This is a genomic window from Pseudosulfitobacter pseudonitzschiae (assembly GCF_002222635.1).
Lineage (GTDB): Bacteria > Pseudomonadota > Alphaproteobacteria > Rhodobacterales > Rhodobacteraceae > Pseudosulfitobacter > Pseudosulfitobacter pseudonitzschiae_A.
The window spans coordinates 73,240-91,849 of sequence record NZ_CP022416.1; the positions used below are offsets into that span (position 1 = coordinate 73,240).

The window sequence follows — 18,610 nt, forward strand, 5'->3', positions numbered from 1 at the left end:
TGACAACACCTCAAAGAGGCCTTTGGCCGTGATCGTGTGGTGGTGATCCTGACACCGGCAGAACCGCAATCAGCGGTCGAGGATCTGCGCTTTCTTGGTCAGGCCGCGGTCGAGGTGATGCGGGGGCCGACGCGGGCGCAAGTAGCTTTGCCGCGTCATTGAGCAATGCCGGATTTGGTCAGGCCACGCGCGGCGCTGTAGCACTGGATGACAACAGCGGACCGGCGCCTGCGATCCTGCAATTTGACATTGATACGGTTGCGGGAAACTAGGCGGGCAGGGGCGGAATGGAAAAGTTGCCCATGGGCAATTTCCGCCCTGTTACCCTCAAAATGAAAAAGTTGCCCATGGGCAACTTTTTCTGAACTCAGCTTTTTGTGCGGTCTTCCAACACTCTGTCTAGCGCAACACGCAACGCGTCATTTGAAATATCCGCGTCGAATTCCAGCGTGACCATGCGACCTTTCTTGCGCATGGTCACGCCCTTGTCGCTTGTGCTCCGGCGGAACACCCTTGCATCCACTGCGCGCGGCTTCGGAGCAGGAGCAGGGCGAGCCGCGCTTTTCAGCCGTTTGATCACCTCGAAACCGTCCAGCATCGTTCCACGTCCCTGATCTCGGAACAACGCGCGGGCTTCTTCCATCACCAGCTGAGCCGTTTCAGGGCGGGCCAGCAACGGCTTGAGATCGCGGGCATGGCGTTCCTTGATATCGCGGATCGACGAGAACGCCTTGACCACATCCTCGGGCAATTCCGCCAGCGCCAGATAGCGGGAAAGCCAGGGCGGGCTGACTTCAAGCCGTGCTGCCATCGCCTTTTGTTTGCCGCCATAATAGCGTTTGATCGCGTCAGCATAATCGATGGCACGCTCGTAGTCGGATATATCCTCGCGGTCGCGGTTTTCGATGTCAGCCAGACGAAACGCCTCTTCGTCGGTCACCTCGCGCACATCTACGAGATATTTGAACTGGGTGTAATTGTTGGCCCGCAACCAACTGACCGCAAAGTGACGGCGGGCACCGCAAATCACCTCATAGCCGTCACCCTTGCGCCGTACGATCGCTGGAAACTCCTGACGACCTTGCGCACGAATGCCGTCAATCAAATCGCGGCAATTTTCTTCGGTCAGCAGGTTATAGGCCCGGTTGTGCCGGTCCCACATCACACAATCGGCGGGGTCGACCCAGCGCAGGGTCTTCTCTTCGATCTCGCCGGTAACGTGGTCAGCAATGGTGGTCGACCGTTTTAGAAAACGGCTGCCACGGGCGACCTCTGGCGATGGTTCGGACGACGGTGTCGGGGTATCAAGATTTCCCAGAACGTCGTTGTACAAGGCGTCGTGTTTCTTGCTCATAACAGTCCTTCCTTACGCAGATCGGCGTGGTGGCTGGGCCATGTTTTGCGGATCAACAATTCGATCTCGCGGTTGACGGAATCCAGATAGGCCCGGCAGCGCTTATGTGTCTCTGTGCGGGTCGCAGGACCTGTTATTTCGTAAACTGTACCCAGATCGGCGGCGGCGTTATCGAATTCGGCGCTGTCTTTTAAAACCGCGCTCATCATGTCCATCGGGAACACCGCGTCCATCATCCGTTTGATCGCGGTGTGGGCCGATTTGTTATCGTTCATCTTGGTCGCCAGAATCCGCAGGAACGCATAGTCGCGCGGGCCACCGGCAGCGGCCAGTTCCTTGAGCGTGGCACCCATCATTTTCAGGAAATGCGCGGTGCTGCCAAAGTCGATGTTATTGGGTGGGGCAGGGATCACCAGTGCATCCGCCGCACGCAGAACCGACAGCGACAGCATCCCCAGCGCGGGGGGCGGGTCCATCAGGATCACATCAAACTGATCGCGGATCGTGGCAATGCCGTCGCGCAGCCGGTCCAGCACAAAAGACTGCTCGCGCACCATGCGCGCAGCAAATTCGTATTCGGCATCGTAAAGGCCGAGGTTTGCGGGGATCAGCGCGATACCCGGCCAATAGGTCGCCCGCAGCGCATAGTGCAGTGACGTTGGCCCACCGTGGCGGAAGAAGGGATAAAGTGTATCTTCATCCTCGTCCACGTCTACGTCGGGGTTCAGGCCGAAAACCGATGTGGTGCTGGCTTGACTGTCGCAGTCGATCACGCAAACACGGTAACCTTTCAGCGCCAGATATTGCGCCAGATGGCAAACGACGGTGGATTTGCCGACGCCACCTTTGAAGTTCTGTACCGCCAGCACCAGAGCCTCGTCGCCGTCAGCGCGGTGGGGCAGGGTGCCGAACACCGCCCGCATACGGTTGATGTCGGCCAGTTGATAACCCGTGCGGCGGCCGGTTGCGGAATCTTTTTCGGGTGCGGGCAGGCGGCCATCGTCTTCGGCATCGCGAATGGCCTTTTCACTGCGGCCGACCATTTCGGCGGCGCGGCGCACGGGAAAGCGCAGATCCAACTGTTTTTCGGTGCCGGGGGCGTAAATCCGGTCACGCAGGCGCCCGATCACGGTGTCGGCGCGCCGCGCAAGGTTTTCAAGGTCCTCTAAACGGACGCGGGGAAGGGCTGAGTTGTCCATGACTGCTCGCATATCATTGAGGATGCGTCGAATCATGAACCCTTAGGGCCAGATGGTAAAGTGCGAAGTTTGAGGGAAGTTGCCCAAAATGCCGCAAGCTGGGGGTCTTACTGTCAAAGAGTGGAAGTTTGCATGGAACAAGGGTTAAACGCCGTCATTTTAGAGGGGTTCGGAGACGATGCACCCCATTTGTAAGTTTTGCGTTACTTGAGGGTTCGTTGATCTGTCCCGACACGCAACACCCCTTCAAAATCATACATAAAAAAACCCTGCCTAGTTCTAGATTCTTATAGTTCTTATTCAGGTGTTGTAATCCACTGGAAATGCAGGAAAAACAGGCTCTACACTTACATATCGGGACCGTGGGGCTTACGCTTTGGGGTGGTTCGGCTTACGAATCGGGAAGCGGCGACTTACAGATTGGGGCGGGCTGAAACCTTACGTTTTGGGTGCTGTTCCCAAGGGGTGAAACAGGCCCCGTTTTCTGCAACAATTCCAGTACGATGCGAATCGGAGGGCGGATTTGCGGCGAATCTAAGCTTACGTTTCGGGTGATTTACGAAACCGTCCCGCTATGATAGCTTACACAGTAACAACTACAAAAGTAAGTTTGAGCAGGTAAGTCCAATGGCGAGGGACGCTAAACCCAAACCCGTCCGCACGATCGAGGCGCGGCCCAATGCTGACACGCTGGTCAAACCCGGCGAACTGGTGGACCTTGTCGAGGTGACGCCGCTGACGCTGGCCGACCGGCGTATCTATAACCAGCTTCTGGAGAATGCATGGGATGCCATCGACAAACCGGTAACCCATGTGATCGCCAAGGGTGACTTGCGCGGGTCGCATAATTCCAACGACCGCGTGGGCGAATCCATCGAACGATTGATGGCCTGTATCGTCAAAGTGCGCATCACCCGCGATGGCGCGCCCGCGATCGAACGGGTGCAACTGTTGGGTGGCAACATCGAATCCAGCCGCCGTGACGGGCTGTTCGAATATGAAATTCCCACCCGTCTGCGCAAGATCATCAAGGACAGTACGGTTTTTGCTCGCCTGCAACGGGAGGTGATGTTCGCGCTGTCGTCGAAATACGCGCTGACCCTGTATGAGATGATCCAGAAACGCGGCAAACTGCGGTGGCGGTCGTCGGAACGCTTCAGCCTCGAGGATCTGCGCGGTATTCTTGGGGTGCCAAAGGGCAAGCTAACCTCATGGTCGAACCTCAAGCTGCGGGCGATTGAACCCGCGCTGTTGGAGGTGAATGCGCTGAGCGATTATGTAGTTTCGGTCGAGCCGATCAAGACGGGGAGGCGGGTGACACATGTGGAACTGCGTTGGTGGGCCAAGGATGCCAGCAGCACGGCATCGGCCGAGCGCGAGTTGCAGTTTTCCAAAGTTGGGCGCAAGGTGCGCACCCAAGCCGACACTTTGCCCGCACGGCCCGGATGGTTGGATGCGCGTGGTCAGGCATTGCGGTCCGAAACCTACGAGACCGCGCGGTTGCGGCATCCGGGGTTTGATATTTATCACGTCGAGGGGGAATGGCGCGCATGGTCCAAGGACCGCGCCCCTGCAACAGACCCTGACAAGGCGTTTTTGGCATTTTTCCGAACCTTTGCCGAGCGGAACCCGATTTAAGGTTCTTGCAACAGGACCGTGCAAACCTCGATTTCAACGATCTCTTGGCACAGACCCTGTGGCGGCGGTGTACCGTCAGGTGGTCGGGCGGTCACGTTAAATCCGTTGGTGATGGTGATGTCGGCTGTGTCGCGCAGGGTTTTACTCTGCCCTGCGACTGATTCACCGGCTTGGGCTGTGGCGCGCTGCACATCGCGCATATAGTGCCAGACTTCGATACCGGCGGTATGGGCAAGATATCCGTGGCCGCCATGTTCGAACGCGCCGACCAGACGTCCGGCCACATCGACACGCACAGGGGCGGCGATGTCTTCGGTGTCGAATACAGCGCGAAATGCATTGGCCAGTGCGATGTGGTCGATCGGGCGGCCTTCGGCAACGGCAATGTAGGATTGTAATTCGGCCAGCTTGATTTCCGACATGGCACGAAGGTCGGGATCAAGATCGGTTCGCGCCAGCAGTGCCTGCACCGTTTCGGTGGCGCGGGTCCAGTTGGCGGTGCTGCGAAAATCGTTCACCGCAAAGCTTAGTGCGCGCACTTCGGCCTGCGTGCCCCTTGCGTCAAGGCTTTCCAGCCAACGCTGGGCGGTGGCGCGGCGCGCGGCGGCACCCGCACCGGCGCGGTCAGAATTCACCACCATATCTAGCACGTCGGCCACCATCTGCGCATTGCCTGCATCTGCCACCATGTCTGGGCGCAGGGCAGGGGGGGTGATATCGTGTACCGACAGATAGGTGATGATCTGGTCATACACCGCATCGGTGTCGTCCTGTCCCATACGCCTGCTGATGAGCGCCAACAGTGACAGGGTCGACAGATTGGCGATGCGCACCAGAGGCTCTTCGGCCAGCACGTCGGGCAGGTTCAGGCCGATCAATAAGCTGCGGGCCTGATCCAGATCGCCTGTGTTGAACAGATCGCCCGCGGTCAGCGCCAATGCGGGTTTGGCCAGCCCCTGCAATTCGCCCGCGATCAGACCATGGGTGGCAAAGACGATTACATCGCGATCGGTCAGGTTTATCGCCGCTAACATGGCTTCTGATGTGTCTTCGCCCAGCAACACTTGTGCTTGTCCGTCGGGAAAGGCCGCGGCGATGGCGCGTACCTCGCGGCGGGTACCAAGCAGGGGGGGCAAGCTGGCTGACATCCACGGTGCCGGTGCCTGCCGCGCGCACCACGCCGTCGGCGCTTTGCGTGCCGGTAAAGACCGGATCGCCAATGGCCAGCAGGGTTGTCGTGGGGCGACCGTTGTCAGGCAACGGGGCAAGGCGGCCTGCGTGGACGGCGCGCAGGCTGACAGCCGATGGCATCATGGTGATCGCATGTTGGCGCAACATCCAGCTGGCGCGGCGCAGCATCTCGTGGATTGGGTCTGTGCCCGCTTCGGCGGGGTCGGTCAGCAGGGTTGCGAATGGCAGGCCGATCCAAGATTTGTCCGCGACGATCAAAAGGTGCGGATACTGCGACAGTTCGGCCTGAAACGGTGCAAAAAGCCATTGATAGAGTATTGCAGATAGCCGCGTGTTGAAGGGATGCGTGGGCGCCGCCGTATTGTTATCGTCCAAAGCCCCCGCCGCGCGCAGGGTGCCGCTCAGCCCCATCTGCGCGCGGTACATCTGCACCAGCTCCACCGCGTCGGCCAGCGTTACCGGCAGTCGGTGCCACAGCACATGCTTTTGCGAAATCAGCTAGAGCGTCAGCCAATCCTTGCCCTGATGCATCTGGATCAACGCCTCGTCCGGGGCCAACAGGGCTTGTGCCTCGGTGATGGTCAGCGGATCGGGGGCGACGATGTCCAGATAGCCGGGAACCCCTGTGCCAGAGCCTGATCATTGACCCGCAGGGCCACGTCCAGTTCCTCCAGCCGCTGACGGCGTCGGGTGGGGTCAAGCGCGGGATCGCTGCGTTCTTCGACCAGATCGCGGCGGGCGATGGCCAGTGGCTCCAACCCCTCGGTCTTGGCCGCCAGACGCAGAGCAATCTGTTGCACGGCTTGGGCGGCGTCCGAGTTTTGCACCGTCTGCGCCATCTGGAACATCAGATTGGCGCGTTCCAACGGTGTCAGATCCTGCCGCGCGGACAGCGGCAGGGGCAGCATCAGAACACAGACAAGAAGACAGCGCAGCATGGACACAACTGTTCGCGTCGGCTCCGCAGGGGTCAAGTGACAAATACCGTTGCTTCACCTGTGTCGCCGAACGGGCTAGGCTGCGCTAACCCTTGGGAACAACGCCAATGACATCCGTTCGCCTGCGCCTTTTGATCATTGCCCTTGCGCCTCTGATTGTTCTGATGCCGATGTTGCTGCTGATCGGAATGACGCGGTGGACGGCGGACTATGACAAGGTGCTGATCGCCAATGTGGAAAGCGATCTGAAGATTGCCAGCCAGTACCTTTCGCGGCTTTTGGCAAAGACGGGGGACGAGCTGGGCGCGGTCACGGAATCAGTCGAGTTCAACACATGGCTGGACCGCCCTGCCGCCGATCTGGAACGGTATCTGAAGGACACACAGGTGCGGTTGGGGCTGAATTTTCTGTATTACCTACCTGCTGAGCAGGCCAGACAAGCCGGAAACGACTGGCCGGTGATCGCACAGGCCGCAAGCGGGCAGGGCGGCGCGCAGATTGACGTCATGGCCAATGACACGCTGGCCGCGCTGTCGGACCGGCTGGCGCAGGCGGCAGAAATCCCGATAATCGCTACGCCCGCTGCGGTGCCCACAACCCGTGCGGTTGAAGATCGCGGTATGGTCATTCACGCAGCCAGCCCGATCTCTCTGAACGGGCATCGTGGGGTGCTGGTGGGGGGGATTTTGCTGAACCGGAACCTCGATTTTATTGATACGATCAATGATCTTGTCTATTCTCACGCTGGTGCGGTGGGCGCACGGCAAGGCACGGCGACGCTGTTTCTGGACGATGTGCGTATTTCTACCAACGTGAGGCTATTCGAAGACGTGCGCGCCCTTGGCACGCGGGTGTCGGCAGAGGTGCGCGCAGGCGTTTTGACCGAGGGGCGCACATGGCTGGACCGCGCATTTGTGGTCAATGACTGGTATATTTCGGGCTATCTTCCGATCACCGACAGCTTTGGTGACAGGGTGGGGATGCTTTATGTCGGATTTCTCGAGGCACCGTTCAAGCTGGCCAAGCGCGATGCCTTTCTTTGGATGATGGCGGCCTTTGCCGCTGTGCTGCTGCTGTCTGCGCCGGTGTTTCTGTGGATGGCGCGGGGGATTTTCACACCGTTAGAGCGGATGACACAGGTGATGAAACACGTCGGCCAAGGTGATCTGACTGCACGGATCGGGCCGGTGGGCGCACGTGGCGAGATTGGCGAGGTGGCGCAACATCTGGACTGGCTGCTGGAACAGATACAGGACCGCGACCGCCGATTGCGCGCGTGGAACGAAGAGTTAAACCAGCGGGTGGGCCAGCGCACGGCGGAACTGAGCGAGGCGAACGCCAAGCTCGAGCAGACATTCCGCCAGTTGGTAATGAGCGAAAAGCTGGCCTCGATTGGCGAGATTACGGCAGGCGTGGCACATGAGATCAACAACCCCGTGGCGGTGATCCTTGGTAACGTCGATGTGATCCGCCAGACTCTGGGCGACGGGGCTGCACCCGTGCAGACCGAACTGTTACTGATCGACAAACAAGTGTCGAGGATCGAGGCCATCGTAGGCAAGCTGCTGAAATTCGCAGGCCCGTCCGAGTTTGCGGACCACGAGCAAGAGGTCGATCTGGCCCCCGTGGTGCAGGATTGTCTGGTGCTGGTTGATCATCTGATCAGCCAGCACCAGATCGCAGTCGATTGCCGGTTCGATCCGGTGCCTTTGGTGCGTGTGGACACTGGCGAGATTCAGCAGGTGATCGTCAATCTGGTGGTCAACGCGGTGCAGGCGATGGGCACGGGCGGGCAACTGGATCTGCTTCTGCGCCCTGAACAGCGCGACGGGGCCGCGGGCGTGGCGCTGTCGGTGCGCGATAGCGGGCCAGGTGTGCCCGAGGGGCAGTTGTCGTCCGTCTTTGATCCGTTTTTTACCACCAAACGGGGCGAGGGTACGGGGTTGGGTCTGTCGATCTCGCAGACACTGATCCAGAGGGCTGGCGGCCTGATCACAGTGAGCAACCGCGACGCGCAAGGGGCGGAATTTATGGTGTGGTTGCCTGCGGAATAAGATTTTTCCGCTGCGTCCGATAAGGCAAGATTATTGGACATAATGGAAAGTGGTAAGTGGCGGCGGTTTTCGGGACGTAATGCTCCACAAAGCGCCGCGTCGGAGGCGGTGTCGGAATGTGGCAGGCCAACCCGCCACCATCTCTGGCGATTTGGCCACCTGACCCGAACCGCGCATTTGTGACTGGCAGGAGGACGATCACGAGGCTGGCTGAGGGAGGAATACCAGCTCCTTCCAAATGAATTCTCCCACGCTGTGGACTTTGCTGCCGCGCGTACCAACCTATGAGGCATGATGAATCGCCGCTCATTCCTGCTTGCGACTGCCGCACCGCTTGCGGTGCCGCATGTCCTTCGCGCCCAATCGGATGATCTGGCGGCAGCTGTCCAGAACCTGTCGCAGCTGCATTCCCTTCAGATCCGGCGCGGCAATGACCTGATCTTTGCCAAGGCGCCGCGTGGTCCGGGGCTGGATCGGCCAGCGAACATCAAGTCCTGTTCCAAGAGCATCGTTGCCCTGCTTTTGGGGGTCGCGATCGACCGGGACGAAGTGCGATCAGTGAGCGCTACGATTGGCGAGGTGGCACCCGGCATTCTGCCAGCCGATGCCACGCCCGGTGCGGCCGATATCTCGATGGAGGATCTGGTGACGCTGCGGGCAGGGCTTGAGCGGACCTCGGGCGCGAATTACGGGGCTTGGGTGAATTCGCGCGACTGGCTTTCCGATGCGTTGAGCAGACCGATGGTCGCCGAACCTGGAGGCCGGATGCTGTATTCCACAGGCTCGACCCACATCCTGGGTGCAGCGCTGGCAGAGGCGAACGGACTGAGCCTTTTGGCGCAAGCGCGCGCACGGATCGGCGATCCGATGGGTATGGAGATTCCCGCCTGGACGCGCGACCCGCAGGGCTATTACCTGGGCGGAAATGAGATGGCGCTGCGCCCGACCGCGATGCTGGATATCGCGACGATGGTGCGGGACGGCGGCGCGTTCAATGGAGTGCAGGTTGTGCCGAAGCCCTGGATCGAGGCGTCGCTTCGGCCCCGCGCGCGGTCGCCCTGGTCGGGGCTGTCGTATGGCTATGGCTGGTTCCTGTCCCCTTCGGGCTATGTGCTTGCAAGGGGCTATGGCGGACAGATCATCGCAGCGCATCGCGAGAAGAATCTTGCCGTGGCGATCACGTCCGATCCAACCTTGCCCGCCCGGACAGAAGGGTATTTCGGCGATCTGATGACGTTGCTGGACGAAACGATCCTTGGTCTGGCGTGAGGCCGGATAAAGGAAAGGCCGTACCGTTCGGAACCTCGTGATTGCATTGGGTCGTATCGGCAGACCGTTTCATACGCAGGATCGTATAAATGCGTTATATACGTTTTGGCGTATAAGCGCCATTTACCCGCTATAGCGCATATGGACATTTTATGCGCTGTGGCGTAGTCGGGTCATATGGATGAACTGGCACGCACATCACGGCAACTTGGGAACATCATCTTGCGCGAACGCAAGAAGCGTGGCTGGACGCAGGCGATGCTGGCCGAGCGGGCAGGGCTGAGGCAGGCGACAGTCTCCACAATCGAGATCGGAGAGACCTCGTCAAAGCTGCCATCCATCCTTGCTGTCATGGCGGCATTGGATCTGGAATTGAGGGTTGGTCTGCGCACGAAAGGCAGCGACAAGACCATCGAGGACATCTTCTGATGGGGCGCCTACCGGCCCATGCACCTCTTCGCGTGTACCTGAACAATCGACGGGTCGGGACCCTGATCCGCGAAGCCAACGGCGCAATTGCATTCAAATATGACGACGACTGGCTGCGTTGGGCGCACAGCTTTCCGATTTCGCTGTCACTGCCGTTGCGCGAAACATCCTATAGGGGCGAGCCGGTTTCCGTGGTGTTCGAAAACCTGCTCCCGGATTCCGACAGGCTGCGCCGGCTGGTTGCAGAGCGGGTAGGGGCCCGTGGCACGGATGCATACAGCATGCTTTCGAAAATCGGGCATGACTGCGTGGGCGCCCTGCAATTTGTCGCGGGCGATGGCGATGCGCCCGATGCCAGTGGTGAGATCACGGGGGAAGCGGTAGACGCAGACGCCATCGAAAGGATACTTCAAGGGCTTGGTCGCGCGCCCCTCGGGCTTGCCCCTGATGACGCGTTCCGAATTTCCATCGCCGGAGCCCAGGAAAAGACAGCGCTTTTGTTGAAGGACGGGCAGTGGTTCAAACCCCATGGCACGACCCCCACGACGCACATCATCAAGACGCAGATCGGAGAGCTGCCGGGCGGTATTGATCTGTCGGACAGCGTGGAGAACGAATACTACTGCCTGAAACTGGTCGCGGCATTCGGGTTGGCCACGAACGAGGCCAGGATCGAGACTTTCGGCAGGACAAAGGCGCTTGTCATCGAGCGTTTTGATCGCAGGTGGACCAAGACCGGACGCCTGCTGAGGTTGCCGCAAGAGGATATCTGCCAGGCCCGATCCGTGCCGCCGACGCTTAAATATCAAAACGAGGGCGGGCCAGGGATGGTTGACGTCCTTAACCTGCTTGAAGGCAGCGATACACCGGGCGCGGACCAGGAGACGTTTTTGAAGGCGCAGGTCATTTTCTGGCTCATCGGAGCAACGGATGGCCATGCAAAGAACTTCAGCGTGTTCCTGAGCCCCGGAGGCAGCTACCGGATGACGCCGCTTTATGACATACTGACCGCGCAGCCTGCACTGAACGCGGGCCTTGTCCGGCGCAGCCAGATGAAGATGGCGATGTCCGCAGGCGACAACAGACACTACCGTTTCGATCAGATCCACGGGCGCCATTTCGTGCAGACGGCCATGCGTGCGGGCCTGTCTAGGAAGCGTGCCATGCAGATCATCGAAACAGTTGCAGAGCGGGCCCAGTCCGCGCTGGATGTGACCGCCGCGACCCTGCCTACCGGGTTCCCCGAGGCGCTTGTGGCCAGCGTAGACGATGCCGTCATCCAGCGGTTGCGCGCGTTGGATATGACAGCCGAGCGCACGTAGCATTTCGTCAAATAGCGTGGGGCTGACCTCTGCCCGCGACGTATCCCAATGTGACCGCGGCCAACAGACCGTTGCCCGAAAGAGAGAGGTGGTTCTAGATTTTAGACCAGTTTGCAGCCTTGCTAAGATGGATCAGGGTTTCATTTAGGCTGCCAATCTCATCGGTTCTGTTTGGCTCGCATAGGTTTCATCTGGGGTCAATATACCGTGCGTCGAGTGAGGCCGTTCAGCGGTAAGCGCGGGCTGATCACCCATCGGTTGGCGTCTTGACTGTGTTTGGATGGTAGTCAGCGGTCAGTCTATCAGCTTTGCGTCTTCCGCGCGTTTGATCGTGTCCAAGACGCTTCTGAGGGTACCGATTGCGCCGAAAGTTTCGTGCTTTGTCATGTTTTCGTTGCGCTCGAATACGTCCATGCCTTGGGTCAAGAGCGCCATGATTTGTGCTTCACCGATGGCGTTCATGCGCATTGCTTCGACGATGATGGTTTCCATAACCATCTGCTGCGCCGCGACCTGTCCCGCGATCACCTCGATGCTGCGCTCGACGTCCTTGATCTTGCTCATGAGTGCCGCGCCTCGTCTGGTTTGAAGTTCCATGGCAGGAGGTTTTGGATATCTTCCTGCATATGTCCATTCAGTATCTTTTCCAGGACGTGTTCGAGATAGGCCTGCGGGTTGATGCCGTTCAGTTTGCAGGTGCCGACCAGCGATGCCATGCGGGCCCAAGTGACCGCGCCGTCGTCATTGCCTGCGAAGAGTGCATTTTTCCTCGTGAGAGGAATCGGTCTGATCGCATTCTCGACAGCGTTCGTATCCATCTCGATGCGGCCATCGTCCAGGAACCGGATCAGGCCAGCCCATCGTTTGAGGCCGTATCTGATGTGGCGCGCAAGGTCTGAGCTTGACGATAGCATGTCAAGTTGCGCCTCCAGCCACGGACGCAAGGCGTCTACGATGGGCTTGGAGAGCTTTTGCCTGATGGCGCGCCGGACGTCGGGGTCTTTGCCGCGGATGTCAGCCTCGATCCGGTAGAGCTGCCTGATGCGTTCCTTCATTTCGGTGCAGATTGGGGACGCTGTCGTGCGGCTGTATTCGACGAAACGGCGTCGCCAATGGGTCCAGCAGTAGGTGATGCCCCACGGCTGGTTTGTCTTCTTCGGATCACCCAGGGCATCGTATCCGGCATAGCCATCCACGGTCAGGGAGCCGCCCTTGAAGCCGGTGAAGATCTTCTTTGCAGTCTCTGCGCTGCGACTTCTCGAGTGCTGGAACACCACGATGGGTGGGTCGCCGCCGCCCCACCCGCGCTGGTCGCGAACCACAGCCCAAAGATAGTCCTTGCGGGTTTTGCCGGTGCGCGGAGCCAGGACAGGTACCGTGGTTTCGTCTGCAAAAAGCCGGTCACTGGCTTTCAATTCGCCTATCATGGCGTCGATGATGGGGGCCAGCTGGAAGGCGATACGGCCTGCCCAGTTTGCAAGCATGGTGCGGTCGATTTCGATGCCGTCGCGTCGCCAGATTTCGGCTTGGCGATAAAACGGAAGATGATCGCAAAACTTCGCGACCACGGAATGGACAGCGAACCGGTTCGTGCCCAGACCGCGCGGGACCAGAAACTCCGGTGCCGGTGCCTGCGCGTGGGATTTCCCATCGCATGTGCGGCACATGTACTTGGGGCGCACGGTGACAAGGACGCGGAACTGGGCGGGCACGACGTCGAGGCGTTGGGTGCGGTCTTCCCCGACCTTCACCATCTCGCCACACCCACATGGGCAGAGTGTACTGTCGGGTTCGATCACCTCTTCAACACGTTTGAGATGGTCCGGCAAGTTGCCTTTGTTCCGCTTGGCTGAAGAGCGCTTTCGTGATGCCTTTCCCAGTGCCTTGTTGGCTGCATCGGCCGCCGCCGCCAACTGCCCCTCGGCAACCTCGCAGTCTTCCGTGAAGAGGTTGCGTTGATCCGGGTCACCCCTTTCGGAACTTACTCCAAACCGCGCGTGCCTCGCCTGAGCAAGCATACGTTCCAGGCGCGCGTTGGCTTCTTCAGACGCTGCCAAGAGCGCCCTTGCGGTGGCAAGTTGGCGCTCTAGCTCGGCAACGTATTCAGGGTCGATGGCGGCAGCAGAAGACATGGCGTTTCATACACCGCCATGTCCTCTCGCGCCGCCGAAATCGCCGCCATGAGTCACCCTGCCGCAGGCTATCCTGCCAGCCTGGGTTGCCGCCGACGCTCGGCCCGAACCGCCTTCCAGTCCAGCCCTTCAAACAGCGCCGAGAACTGCGCAGGGGTAAGCTTGATCACCCCATCCGCTGGCCGGGGCCAGTGGAATTGGCCGCCTTCAAGGTGCTTGTAGATCAATACCAAACCAGTCTGATCCCAAACAAGGATTTTGATCCTGTCACCCCGCTTTGATCTGAAGACAAACACCGCCCCGCTGTAGGGATCACGCCCGAGAACCGTTTGGATCACCAGTGACAAACCCGCATGCCCCTTGCGAAAATCCACAGGCCGCGTCGCCAGATAAACGTGGTACTTGCCGCCGGGCAGGATCATGACGCCGCCCTGAGCGCGGCAATGACGCGGCCAAGGTGCTCGGGATCGAAACCGGTCGGAACCAACATCCGAACACCATCGATCTCCAGAACAATCGTCCCGGGCCCGTCAGGCGGCATGTGCCCGCCATCCCCTCCGCCCGCCTCAACGACGACCGGTACCAGACCCAGCATGTCGTCATCCGGCATCGCAAGAACACCGTCCCGCGCCGCCCGCCGCCAAGAATGGAGTTGAGGCGCTGAGACCCCATGCTTGCGCGCAACATCCGCCACCGAGACACCGTCGCGGTAGCTTTCCAGAACAATCTCAGCCTTCACTTGTTCCGGCCATCGACGCCGACCACTCGGCCCAGTCACAACATCGATACGCCCTGCGTATCCTTCTTCGACACTGTGAGAAGTTACGTAATTTTGCACTGTATCATCCATTGGAACCCTCCTTGTTCGGATGGGCTCTTCTCAGATGACAAACTTCAAACGTCTACGAGGGCGGTAACGCGGCGCTTACCGAGGTCCGGACTTCTTCTCTGGTCAGATAGTCGATCAGCCTAGCGTCTGTCTGCTTGGTCGACATGGCCCGGATCATCATCGCCTGTTCAAGGCATACCGGGTGGCGATGTTCGACGAAACGGAAGTACAATTTGATCGCCGCCAGCCGCGCATTGCGGGACCGGACGGAATTTGCCCGCCCTTCCTCAATATGTTTGAAGAATACATAAGGTGTTTGATCGAGTCAGATTTGCCTTTGCTAAAAAATCAATTGCCACATCTACGCAAATGCCCCACGTTATAAGCAGATATCAATTTATAGCTTAAAAACCGAAGACAGAAATGAGGAATCTATGGGAAAGCGCGATGAACTGATTAATCGGTATATGGACGATCTGAAAACCAAGTGTGGTGTCATACCGGACTTGGATCTACTTACCAAAGTCACGATCGGCTGCGGCCCGTCAATCTATAATCCTGATGCGGCGACAGTGGCCGCAAGTGATTCTTCAGAACTTGAGACGGTCAAAAACAACTTCCTGATCAAAAAACTGGGTCTTTCGGACGGATCCGAACTCATGAACGCAATCAATTCCATCGTCGACATCTACGGACGCTCTGAGCGTAACAAATTCCGACCGGTTGTTTACTATCTTCTAGTGAAGCATTTCAGCAAGGAAAAAATCTACGCTTGAACGAGGTTTAAAGTAATCCAAACGAACCGGTACATACTCTGTGCTAAACCCATGAGAGGAACCCAACCATGGAAACCATCCTTCCAATTATCATTCAGACAGTGACCGGTATTGTCGGTGGTCAAGCCGCCGGAGCGGCGTTGAAGAACGTCGCCATGGGACAACTTCCTAAACTCCTAAGTGGAGCAATCGGTGGAGTCGCTGGTGGCTCGCTTGTCGGCGGCCTGCTTGGCGGTTCTGTGGGTGCTGACCCGGCGGATGGCATTGCCATGGGTGGATTGCTTGGTGACATTATCGGTGGCGGCGCTGGCGGCGCAATCCTGACTGGGATTGTCGGTATTGTAATGAAGAATCTCGACCGTTAATTTAGGTGCAGCAGATCATGTCCTACCTTCCGCACCGGGGGTGTTGTCACGTTAACTCGCCGAGTTTGCAAGTTGGCATGCGGATCGTTGATCAATGGGCATTTGCCGCGGATTTCCACGTCTCCAATGCTTCGAGCCGATGGTTGCGGATGGTGAGAGCGGACCGATGGCGGGCTGGGACAGAGAAGAAATTACGGGTTGCGGACTGCATAGAGACGAAGCGCTGCAGTCCACCCGGTGATCGGAAGCCCTGCATTTATCGCTCTCGTTTTCGAGAAGGCAGATGGCTGTTCTCTGCACGGTTATTGAGCCTTTGTGGGACCACTGATCAAGTCTCGGTGCGACCAGGCGTTGGCGGCACCATAGGATCGCGATTTGTCCCTAATGATCCTTTTGGGCACGAAACCCAGCGTTTTATCAGCTTGACCAAAAGCCGCTTTGCGGCGCGCTTGTCTCGCCTCGATTGGAGGATCTCCTCCAGGGGGCCGAACTTGAAGGTCCAGCGTCGGATCGTTTCATACGAAACGTCCACGCCACGTTCCAGCATCAGCTCCTCGACCTCGCGCAGGCTCAAGTTGAAACGGCCGTAGAGCCAGACAACATGAGCATTGATCTGGGGCGGAAACCAAGTGGCGCTTGCAGTTGATATTCAATGCCTGCATCGACACCGCCTACGCCCAGATTCATGAACCATCAACCTCAGGCCCGTTAACGTGACAACACCTGCGCATGCACGGCCGGGCAATGGGTGGGTCGTTGGAAGACCGTCATCGGGCCGAAGCTAAAGGCGCGCGGTTTTGAGAATCAGAAAACGGAGGTTAGGATTGGTGTCTGCGTGCTGACCCGGATGACTGAACCTGGTCGCCCTGGTTTCGAACGCACCGCCTGAATTCCGTCTCGGGCAGGGCGCATTCCAAATTGGAGTCGATCTGTGAAACACGACCGTCAAAGACCCTATCTCCCGACTTCCATATAGAGCTGTTGCGCGCCCGTAGGCAAAACGCCTCGCTGTTCAAGCAACATCACACAGCGCAAGGCAAGGTCGAAAGAACTGTAGCAGTGATGCGCTATCAACGCCAAATGCTTAAGCTGCTCGTCATCAAACTGGTTCGGCTGTGAAAAATTACGCACATAGACTATATCTGCCTCAAGTAGCTGATTCAGAGCCTTTCTGGGCGTGTTGTCCACAACGCAGGGCGCAATAGGCCACTTTTTGATCGCTGCAAAGCAATGCGGCATAAACCCCTGCTTGCGCAGTTCGACGTCAATTTCACCCATCCCCGGCTGGTCCTTGTAAAGCGTTACAAAGGACACTTCGACCTGAATGACCACTGACTGCGCCAATTTGGACTTGCCCGACTGGAACACGGCGAGTTCACCACCCTGAATGTCAATTTTAAGGAAATCCAGCGCACCGATTTCCGCGACATCATCGAGCTTACGCGTGGGCATCTTCACCCGCTCTACAACCTCGCCAAACGGAGCGAGAACTTCGAACAAACTCAATGTTGCGGGGTCGGGTTCAAACAGACTTGTCATACCGGACGCGCGGCAGATTTTCAGCGTATGCGTATTGCCGTCCCCGATTGCATAGGGAAGGTATCGTTCATTGTCGCTCTTTTCACGCTGCAACCTTGCCAGTGCTTGTTCTTGTGGTTCAAACCCCGTGACACGACACAAACCCGCGTCCAACATGGGCTTGTAGGGAGGCGAGCCATCAATGGGATTGGCGCCAATATCAACGACTTCTGTGAGGCGTGCAGGCTTTAGCATATCATGCAAACTGTGGCTCATACTTCGAATGTTCTCCCAAATTGCCTTTTATTTTGGTAGAGGGGTTGCCTGAAACCGCAAACAGATCAAGGGATTTTTGCCCGGGGGTGGCGGTCACTGGGTAATCTCCCCATTTTTAATGGGGATGGATTCAGGCGGCGGTTTTCAGTTTTATTGTAGGTGTGATGCCGCCGATGCTCATGTCGGGTCGCTCGTTGTTGTAAGTCCATAGCCATTCAGATGCCTGATTCTGTGCTTCCTTGATCGTTTCGAAGATATATTGGCTGAGCCATTCACCCCGAACCGAACGGTTGTAGCGCTCGATATAGGCGTTCTGCTGAGGCTTTCCGGGTTGGATGTATGCCAAAGAACGCCCTGCTTTTCGGCCCATTCCATGAGCTTTCCGCTGACGTATTCGGGTCCGTAACACGAATGGTTTTTGGTTTCCCACGCCATTCGATGATCTGGTTCAGGCTGCCCACGGCGGATGTCACGTCGCTGGACAATACGCTGGTGCCGAAAATCGAGAAACAGGGGTATTTCGCGTGCACATAATGATTAGGATAAGCGGTCGACTATTTGTCGCGCAGCCGATACGGCAGCACGCGCGGCCAGATCAACGTCAAGTGTTTCTAGTGCCACGACGCCCACCGAGCATTCCAGCATTGTAAGCCCATCTGTCGGGAGGTGTGCCGCACTCGATACGCCAATAGCACCCTTGTGAAGTTGTCCGCGCGTCACGCTATATCCATGCTCGCGAGCAAACAGGATGTCATCACTTTCATTTTCAGCCTCAGGGCGCAGTGCCAGGATCGCGATGCCGGCGGCGCCACGTTGCAGGGGGTGGCGAGTGCCGACGCGGTAGTGAATGGCGATTGCTGCTTCGCGCGGTTCGGCTGTCAGGGCCACCACGCACTCGTCACACTCGGCTATTGAAAGAAAGGCCGTCGCGCCGCTTTGTTCGGCAAGATCCTGCAAGATCGGTCGCGCCGTTTCGCGAAGCCCGTCCAAAGTGCGAGAACCGAGCATGTAGGCGCTAGTCCCCAATGTGATACGCCCGTCTTCTGCGCGACGCACCATGGCGTGATCCGTCAGCGTCGCGACGATACGGTACGCCACTGCCCGGTGCAGCCTAAGCCGCTCTGCCAGGTCACCGACCTTTAGCCCGCCCGGTGTGCGAGCGATCAAAAGTAGCGCTTCGATGCCCCGTTCGAGTGTTTTCAATCGGCCTGCCGTCATAATTACGCGTTTCCTGTGTGTGTTTGGTGCAGCAATAGGTCATCTTTTACGGCAATTCGCAAGGATGTGTCCCGTTATTTGCAACAAATGTTCGGTAATAGA

General features: G+C 58.3%; 17 protein-coding genes and 4 pseudogenes. 8 read left to right on the forward strand and 13 right to left on the reverse strand.

The features are described 5' to 3' along the window. Positions 1-367: 367 nt before the first annotated feature. Complete coding sequence (locus tag SULPSESMR1_RS17930; protein ID WP_089422456.1) at positions 368-1,354, reverse strand: ParB/RepB/Spo0J family partition protein; 987 nt, start codon at positions 1,352-1,354, stop codon at positions 368-370. Beyond that, positions 1,351-2,553 carry an AAA family ATPase gene (locus tag SULPSESMR1_RS17935; RefSeq protein ID WP_089422457.1) on the reverse strand — a complete coding sequence of 401 codons (1,203 nt, stop codon included), beginning with the start codon at positions 2,551-2,553 and terminating at the stop codon, positions 1,351-1,353. Before SULPSESMR1_RS17935 ends, SULPSESMR1_RS17930 begins: the two co-directional genes overlap by 4 nt. A gap of 627 nt (positions 2,554-3,180) precedes the next feature. Between SULPSESMR1_RS17935 and SULPSESMR1_RS17940 the strand changes: the two genes are divergently transcribed. Next, positions 3,181-4,191, forward strand: a complete 1,011-nt coding sequence (locus tag SULPSESMR1_RS17940; RefSeq protein WP_089422458.1) for a replication initiation protein — start codon at positions 3,181-3,183, stop codon at positions 4,189-4,191. Here SULPSESMR1_RS17940 and SULPSESMR1_RS17945 read toward each other — a convergent pair. The 3 genes and pseudogenes from SULPSESMR1_RS17945 to SULPSESMR1_RS17955 form a co-directional block, all read right to left on the reverse strand. Continuing rightward, positions 4,188-5,327 (reverse strand): CHAT domain-containing protein, encoded by a 1,140-nt coding sequence (locus tag SULPSESMR1_RS17945; protein WP_157729042.1) that lies wholly within the window; start codon positions 5,325-5,327, stop codon positions 4,188-4,190. The two genes, SULPSESMR1_RS17940 and SULPSESMR1_RS17945, sit on opposite strands and share 4 nt — an antisense overlap. Positions 5,328-5,445: 118 nt before the next feature. Beyond that, positions 5,446-5,808 (reverse strand): annotated as a pseudogene (locus SULPSESMR1_RS25855) (CHAT domain-containing protein); the annotation flags it as partial. A 155-nt stretch (positions 5,809-5,963) separates the two neighbouring features. Beyond that, positions 5,964-6,320: a hypothetical protein gene (locus SULPSESMR1_RS17955; RefSeq protein WP_089422461.1), complete on the reverse strand. Its 357-nt coding sequence runs from the start codon at positions 6,318-6,320 to the stop codon at positions 5,964-5,966. Positions 6,321-6,427: 107 nt separating this feature from the next. Between SULPSESMR1_RS17955 and SULPSESMR1_RS17960 the strand changes: the two genes are divergently transcribed. The 4 genes from SULPSESMR1_RS17960 to SULPSESMR1_RS17975 all read left to right on the forward strand — a co-directional run bounded on the left by SULPSESMR1_RS17960 (position 6,428) and on the right by SULPSESMR1_RS17975 (position 11,394). Next, positions 6,428-8,374: a sensor histidine kinase gene (locus SULPSESMR1_RS17960; RefSeq protein ID WP_089422462.1), complete on the forward strand. Its 1,947-nt coding sequence runs from the start codon at positions 6,428-6,430 to the stop codon at positions 8,372-8,374. 291 nt (positions 8,375-8,665) lie between these two features. After that, positions 8,666-9,643, forward strand: coding sequence for a serine hydrolase domain-containing protein (locus SULPSESMR1_RS17965; RefSeq protein WP_089422463.1), 978 nt, complete (start codon positions 8,666-8,668; stop codon positions 9,641-9,643). 177 nt (positions 9,644-9,820) lie between these two features. Then, positions 9,821-10,072: a helix-turn-helix domain-containing protein gene (locus SULPSESMR1_RS17970; protein ID WP_089422464.1), complete on the forward strand. Its 252-nt coding sequence runs from the start codon at positions 9,821-9,823 to the stop codon at positions 10,070-10,072. Further along, a complete protein-coding gene (locus tag SULPSESMR1_RS17975) occupies positions 10,072-11,394 on the forward strand; it encodes a type II toxin-antitoxin system HipA family toxin (RefSeq protein ID WP_089422465.1) in 1,323 nt (440 codons plus the stop codon). The genes SULPSESMR1_RS17970 and SULPSESMR1_RS17975 overlap by 1 nt, the downstream gene beginning before the upstream one ends. A 294-nt stretch (positions 11,395-11,688) precedes the next feature. On the opposite strand, the gene SULPSESMR1_RS17980 is transcribed toward SULPSESMR1_RS17975, so the two are convergent. The 4 genes from SULPSESMR1_RS17980 to tnpA form a co-directional block, all read right to left on the reverse strand. Continuing rightward, a complete protein-coding gene (locus SULPSESMR1_RS17980) occupies positions 11,689-11,958 on the reverse strand; it encodes a hypothetical protein (RefSeq protein WP_089422466.1) in 270 nt (89 codons plus the stop codon). Beyond that, positions 11,955-13,526, reverse strand: coding sequence for an IS66 family transposase (tnpC, locus tag SULPSESMR1_RS17985; RefSeq protein ID WP_089422467.1), 1,572 nt, complete (start codon positions 13,524-13,526; stop codon positions 11,955-11,957). The genes SULPSESMR1_RS17980 and tnpC overlap by 4 nt, the downstream gene beginning before the upstream one ends. Before the next feature lie 68 nt (positions 13,527-13,594). After that, on the reverse strand, positions 13,595-13,948 hold the full coding sequence (tnpB, locus tag SULPSESMR1_RS17990) for an IS66 family insertion sequence element accessory protein TnpB (protein ID WP_089422468.1): 354 nt from the start codon (positions 13,946-13,948) through the stop codon (positions 13,595-13,597). Beyond that, positions 13,945-14,376, reverse strand: coding sequence for an IS66-like element accessory protein TnpA (tnpA, locus tag SULPSESMR1_RS17995; RefSeq protein WP_089422469.1), 432 nt, complete (start codon positions 14,374-14,376; stop codon positions 13,945-13,947). The genes tnpB and tnpA overlap by 4 nt, the downstream gene beginning before the upstream one ends. Positions 14,377-14,789: 413 nt before the next feature. On the opposite strand from tnpA, the gene SULPSESMR1_RS18005 reads away from it, so the two are divergent. Next, positions 14,790-15,131: a DUF2853 family protein gene (locus SULPSESMR1_RS18005; RefSeq protein ID WP_089422470.1), complete on the forward strand. Its 342-nt coding sequence runs from the start codon at positions 14,790-14,792 to the stop codon at positions 15,129-15,131. Positions 15,132-15,199: 68 nt separating this feature from the next. Continuing rightward, positions 15,200-15,496: a hypothetical protein gene (locus tag SULPSESMR1_RS18010; protein WP_089422471.1), complete on the forward strand. Its 297-nt coding sequence runs from the start codon at positions 15,200-15,202 to the stop codon at positions 15,494-15,496. Positions 15,497-15,587: 91 nt separating this feature from the next. Here SULPSESMR1_RS18010 and SULPSESMR1_RS18015 read toward each other — a convergent pair. Continuing rightward, positions 15,588-16,145: pseudogene (locus tag SULPSESMR1_RS18015) on the reverse strand (IS6 family transposase). A 99-nt stretch (positions 16,146-16,244) separates the two neighbouring features. Between SULPSESMR1_RS18015 and SULPSESMR1_RS25515 the strand changes: the two are divergent. Continuing rightward, positions 16,245-16,385, forward strand: a pseudogene (locus tag SULPSESMR1_RS25515) (IS5 family transposase); the annotation flags it as partial. Positions 16,386-16,450: 65 nt separating this feature from the next. Here the strand turns inward: SULPSESMR1_RS25515 and SULPSESMR1_RS18020 are convergent. The 3 genes and pseudogenes from SULPSESMR1_RS18020 to SULPSESMR1_RS18030 form a co-directional block, all read right to left on the reverse strand. Further along, entirely contained in the window at positions 16,451-17,290 is an 840-nt protein-coding gene (locus SULPSESMR1_RS18020) for an FkbM family methyltransferase (RefSeq protein ID WP_089422472.1), read from the reverse strand. A gap of 130 nt (positions 17,291-17,420) precedes the next feature. Beyond that, positions 17,421-17,751, reverse strand: a pseudogene (locus SULPSESMR1_RS18025) (integrase core domain-containing protein); the annotation flags it as partial. 76 nt (positions 17,752-17,827) lie between these two features. Further along, a complete protein-coding gene (locus SULPSESMR1_RS18030; protein WP_089422473.1) occupies positions 17,828-18,508 on the reverse strand; it encodes an IclR family transcriptional regulator in 681 nt (226 codons plus the stop codon). Between the last annotated feature and the right edge of the window lie 102 nt (positions 18,509-18,610).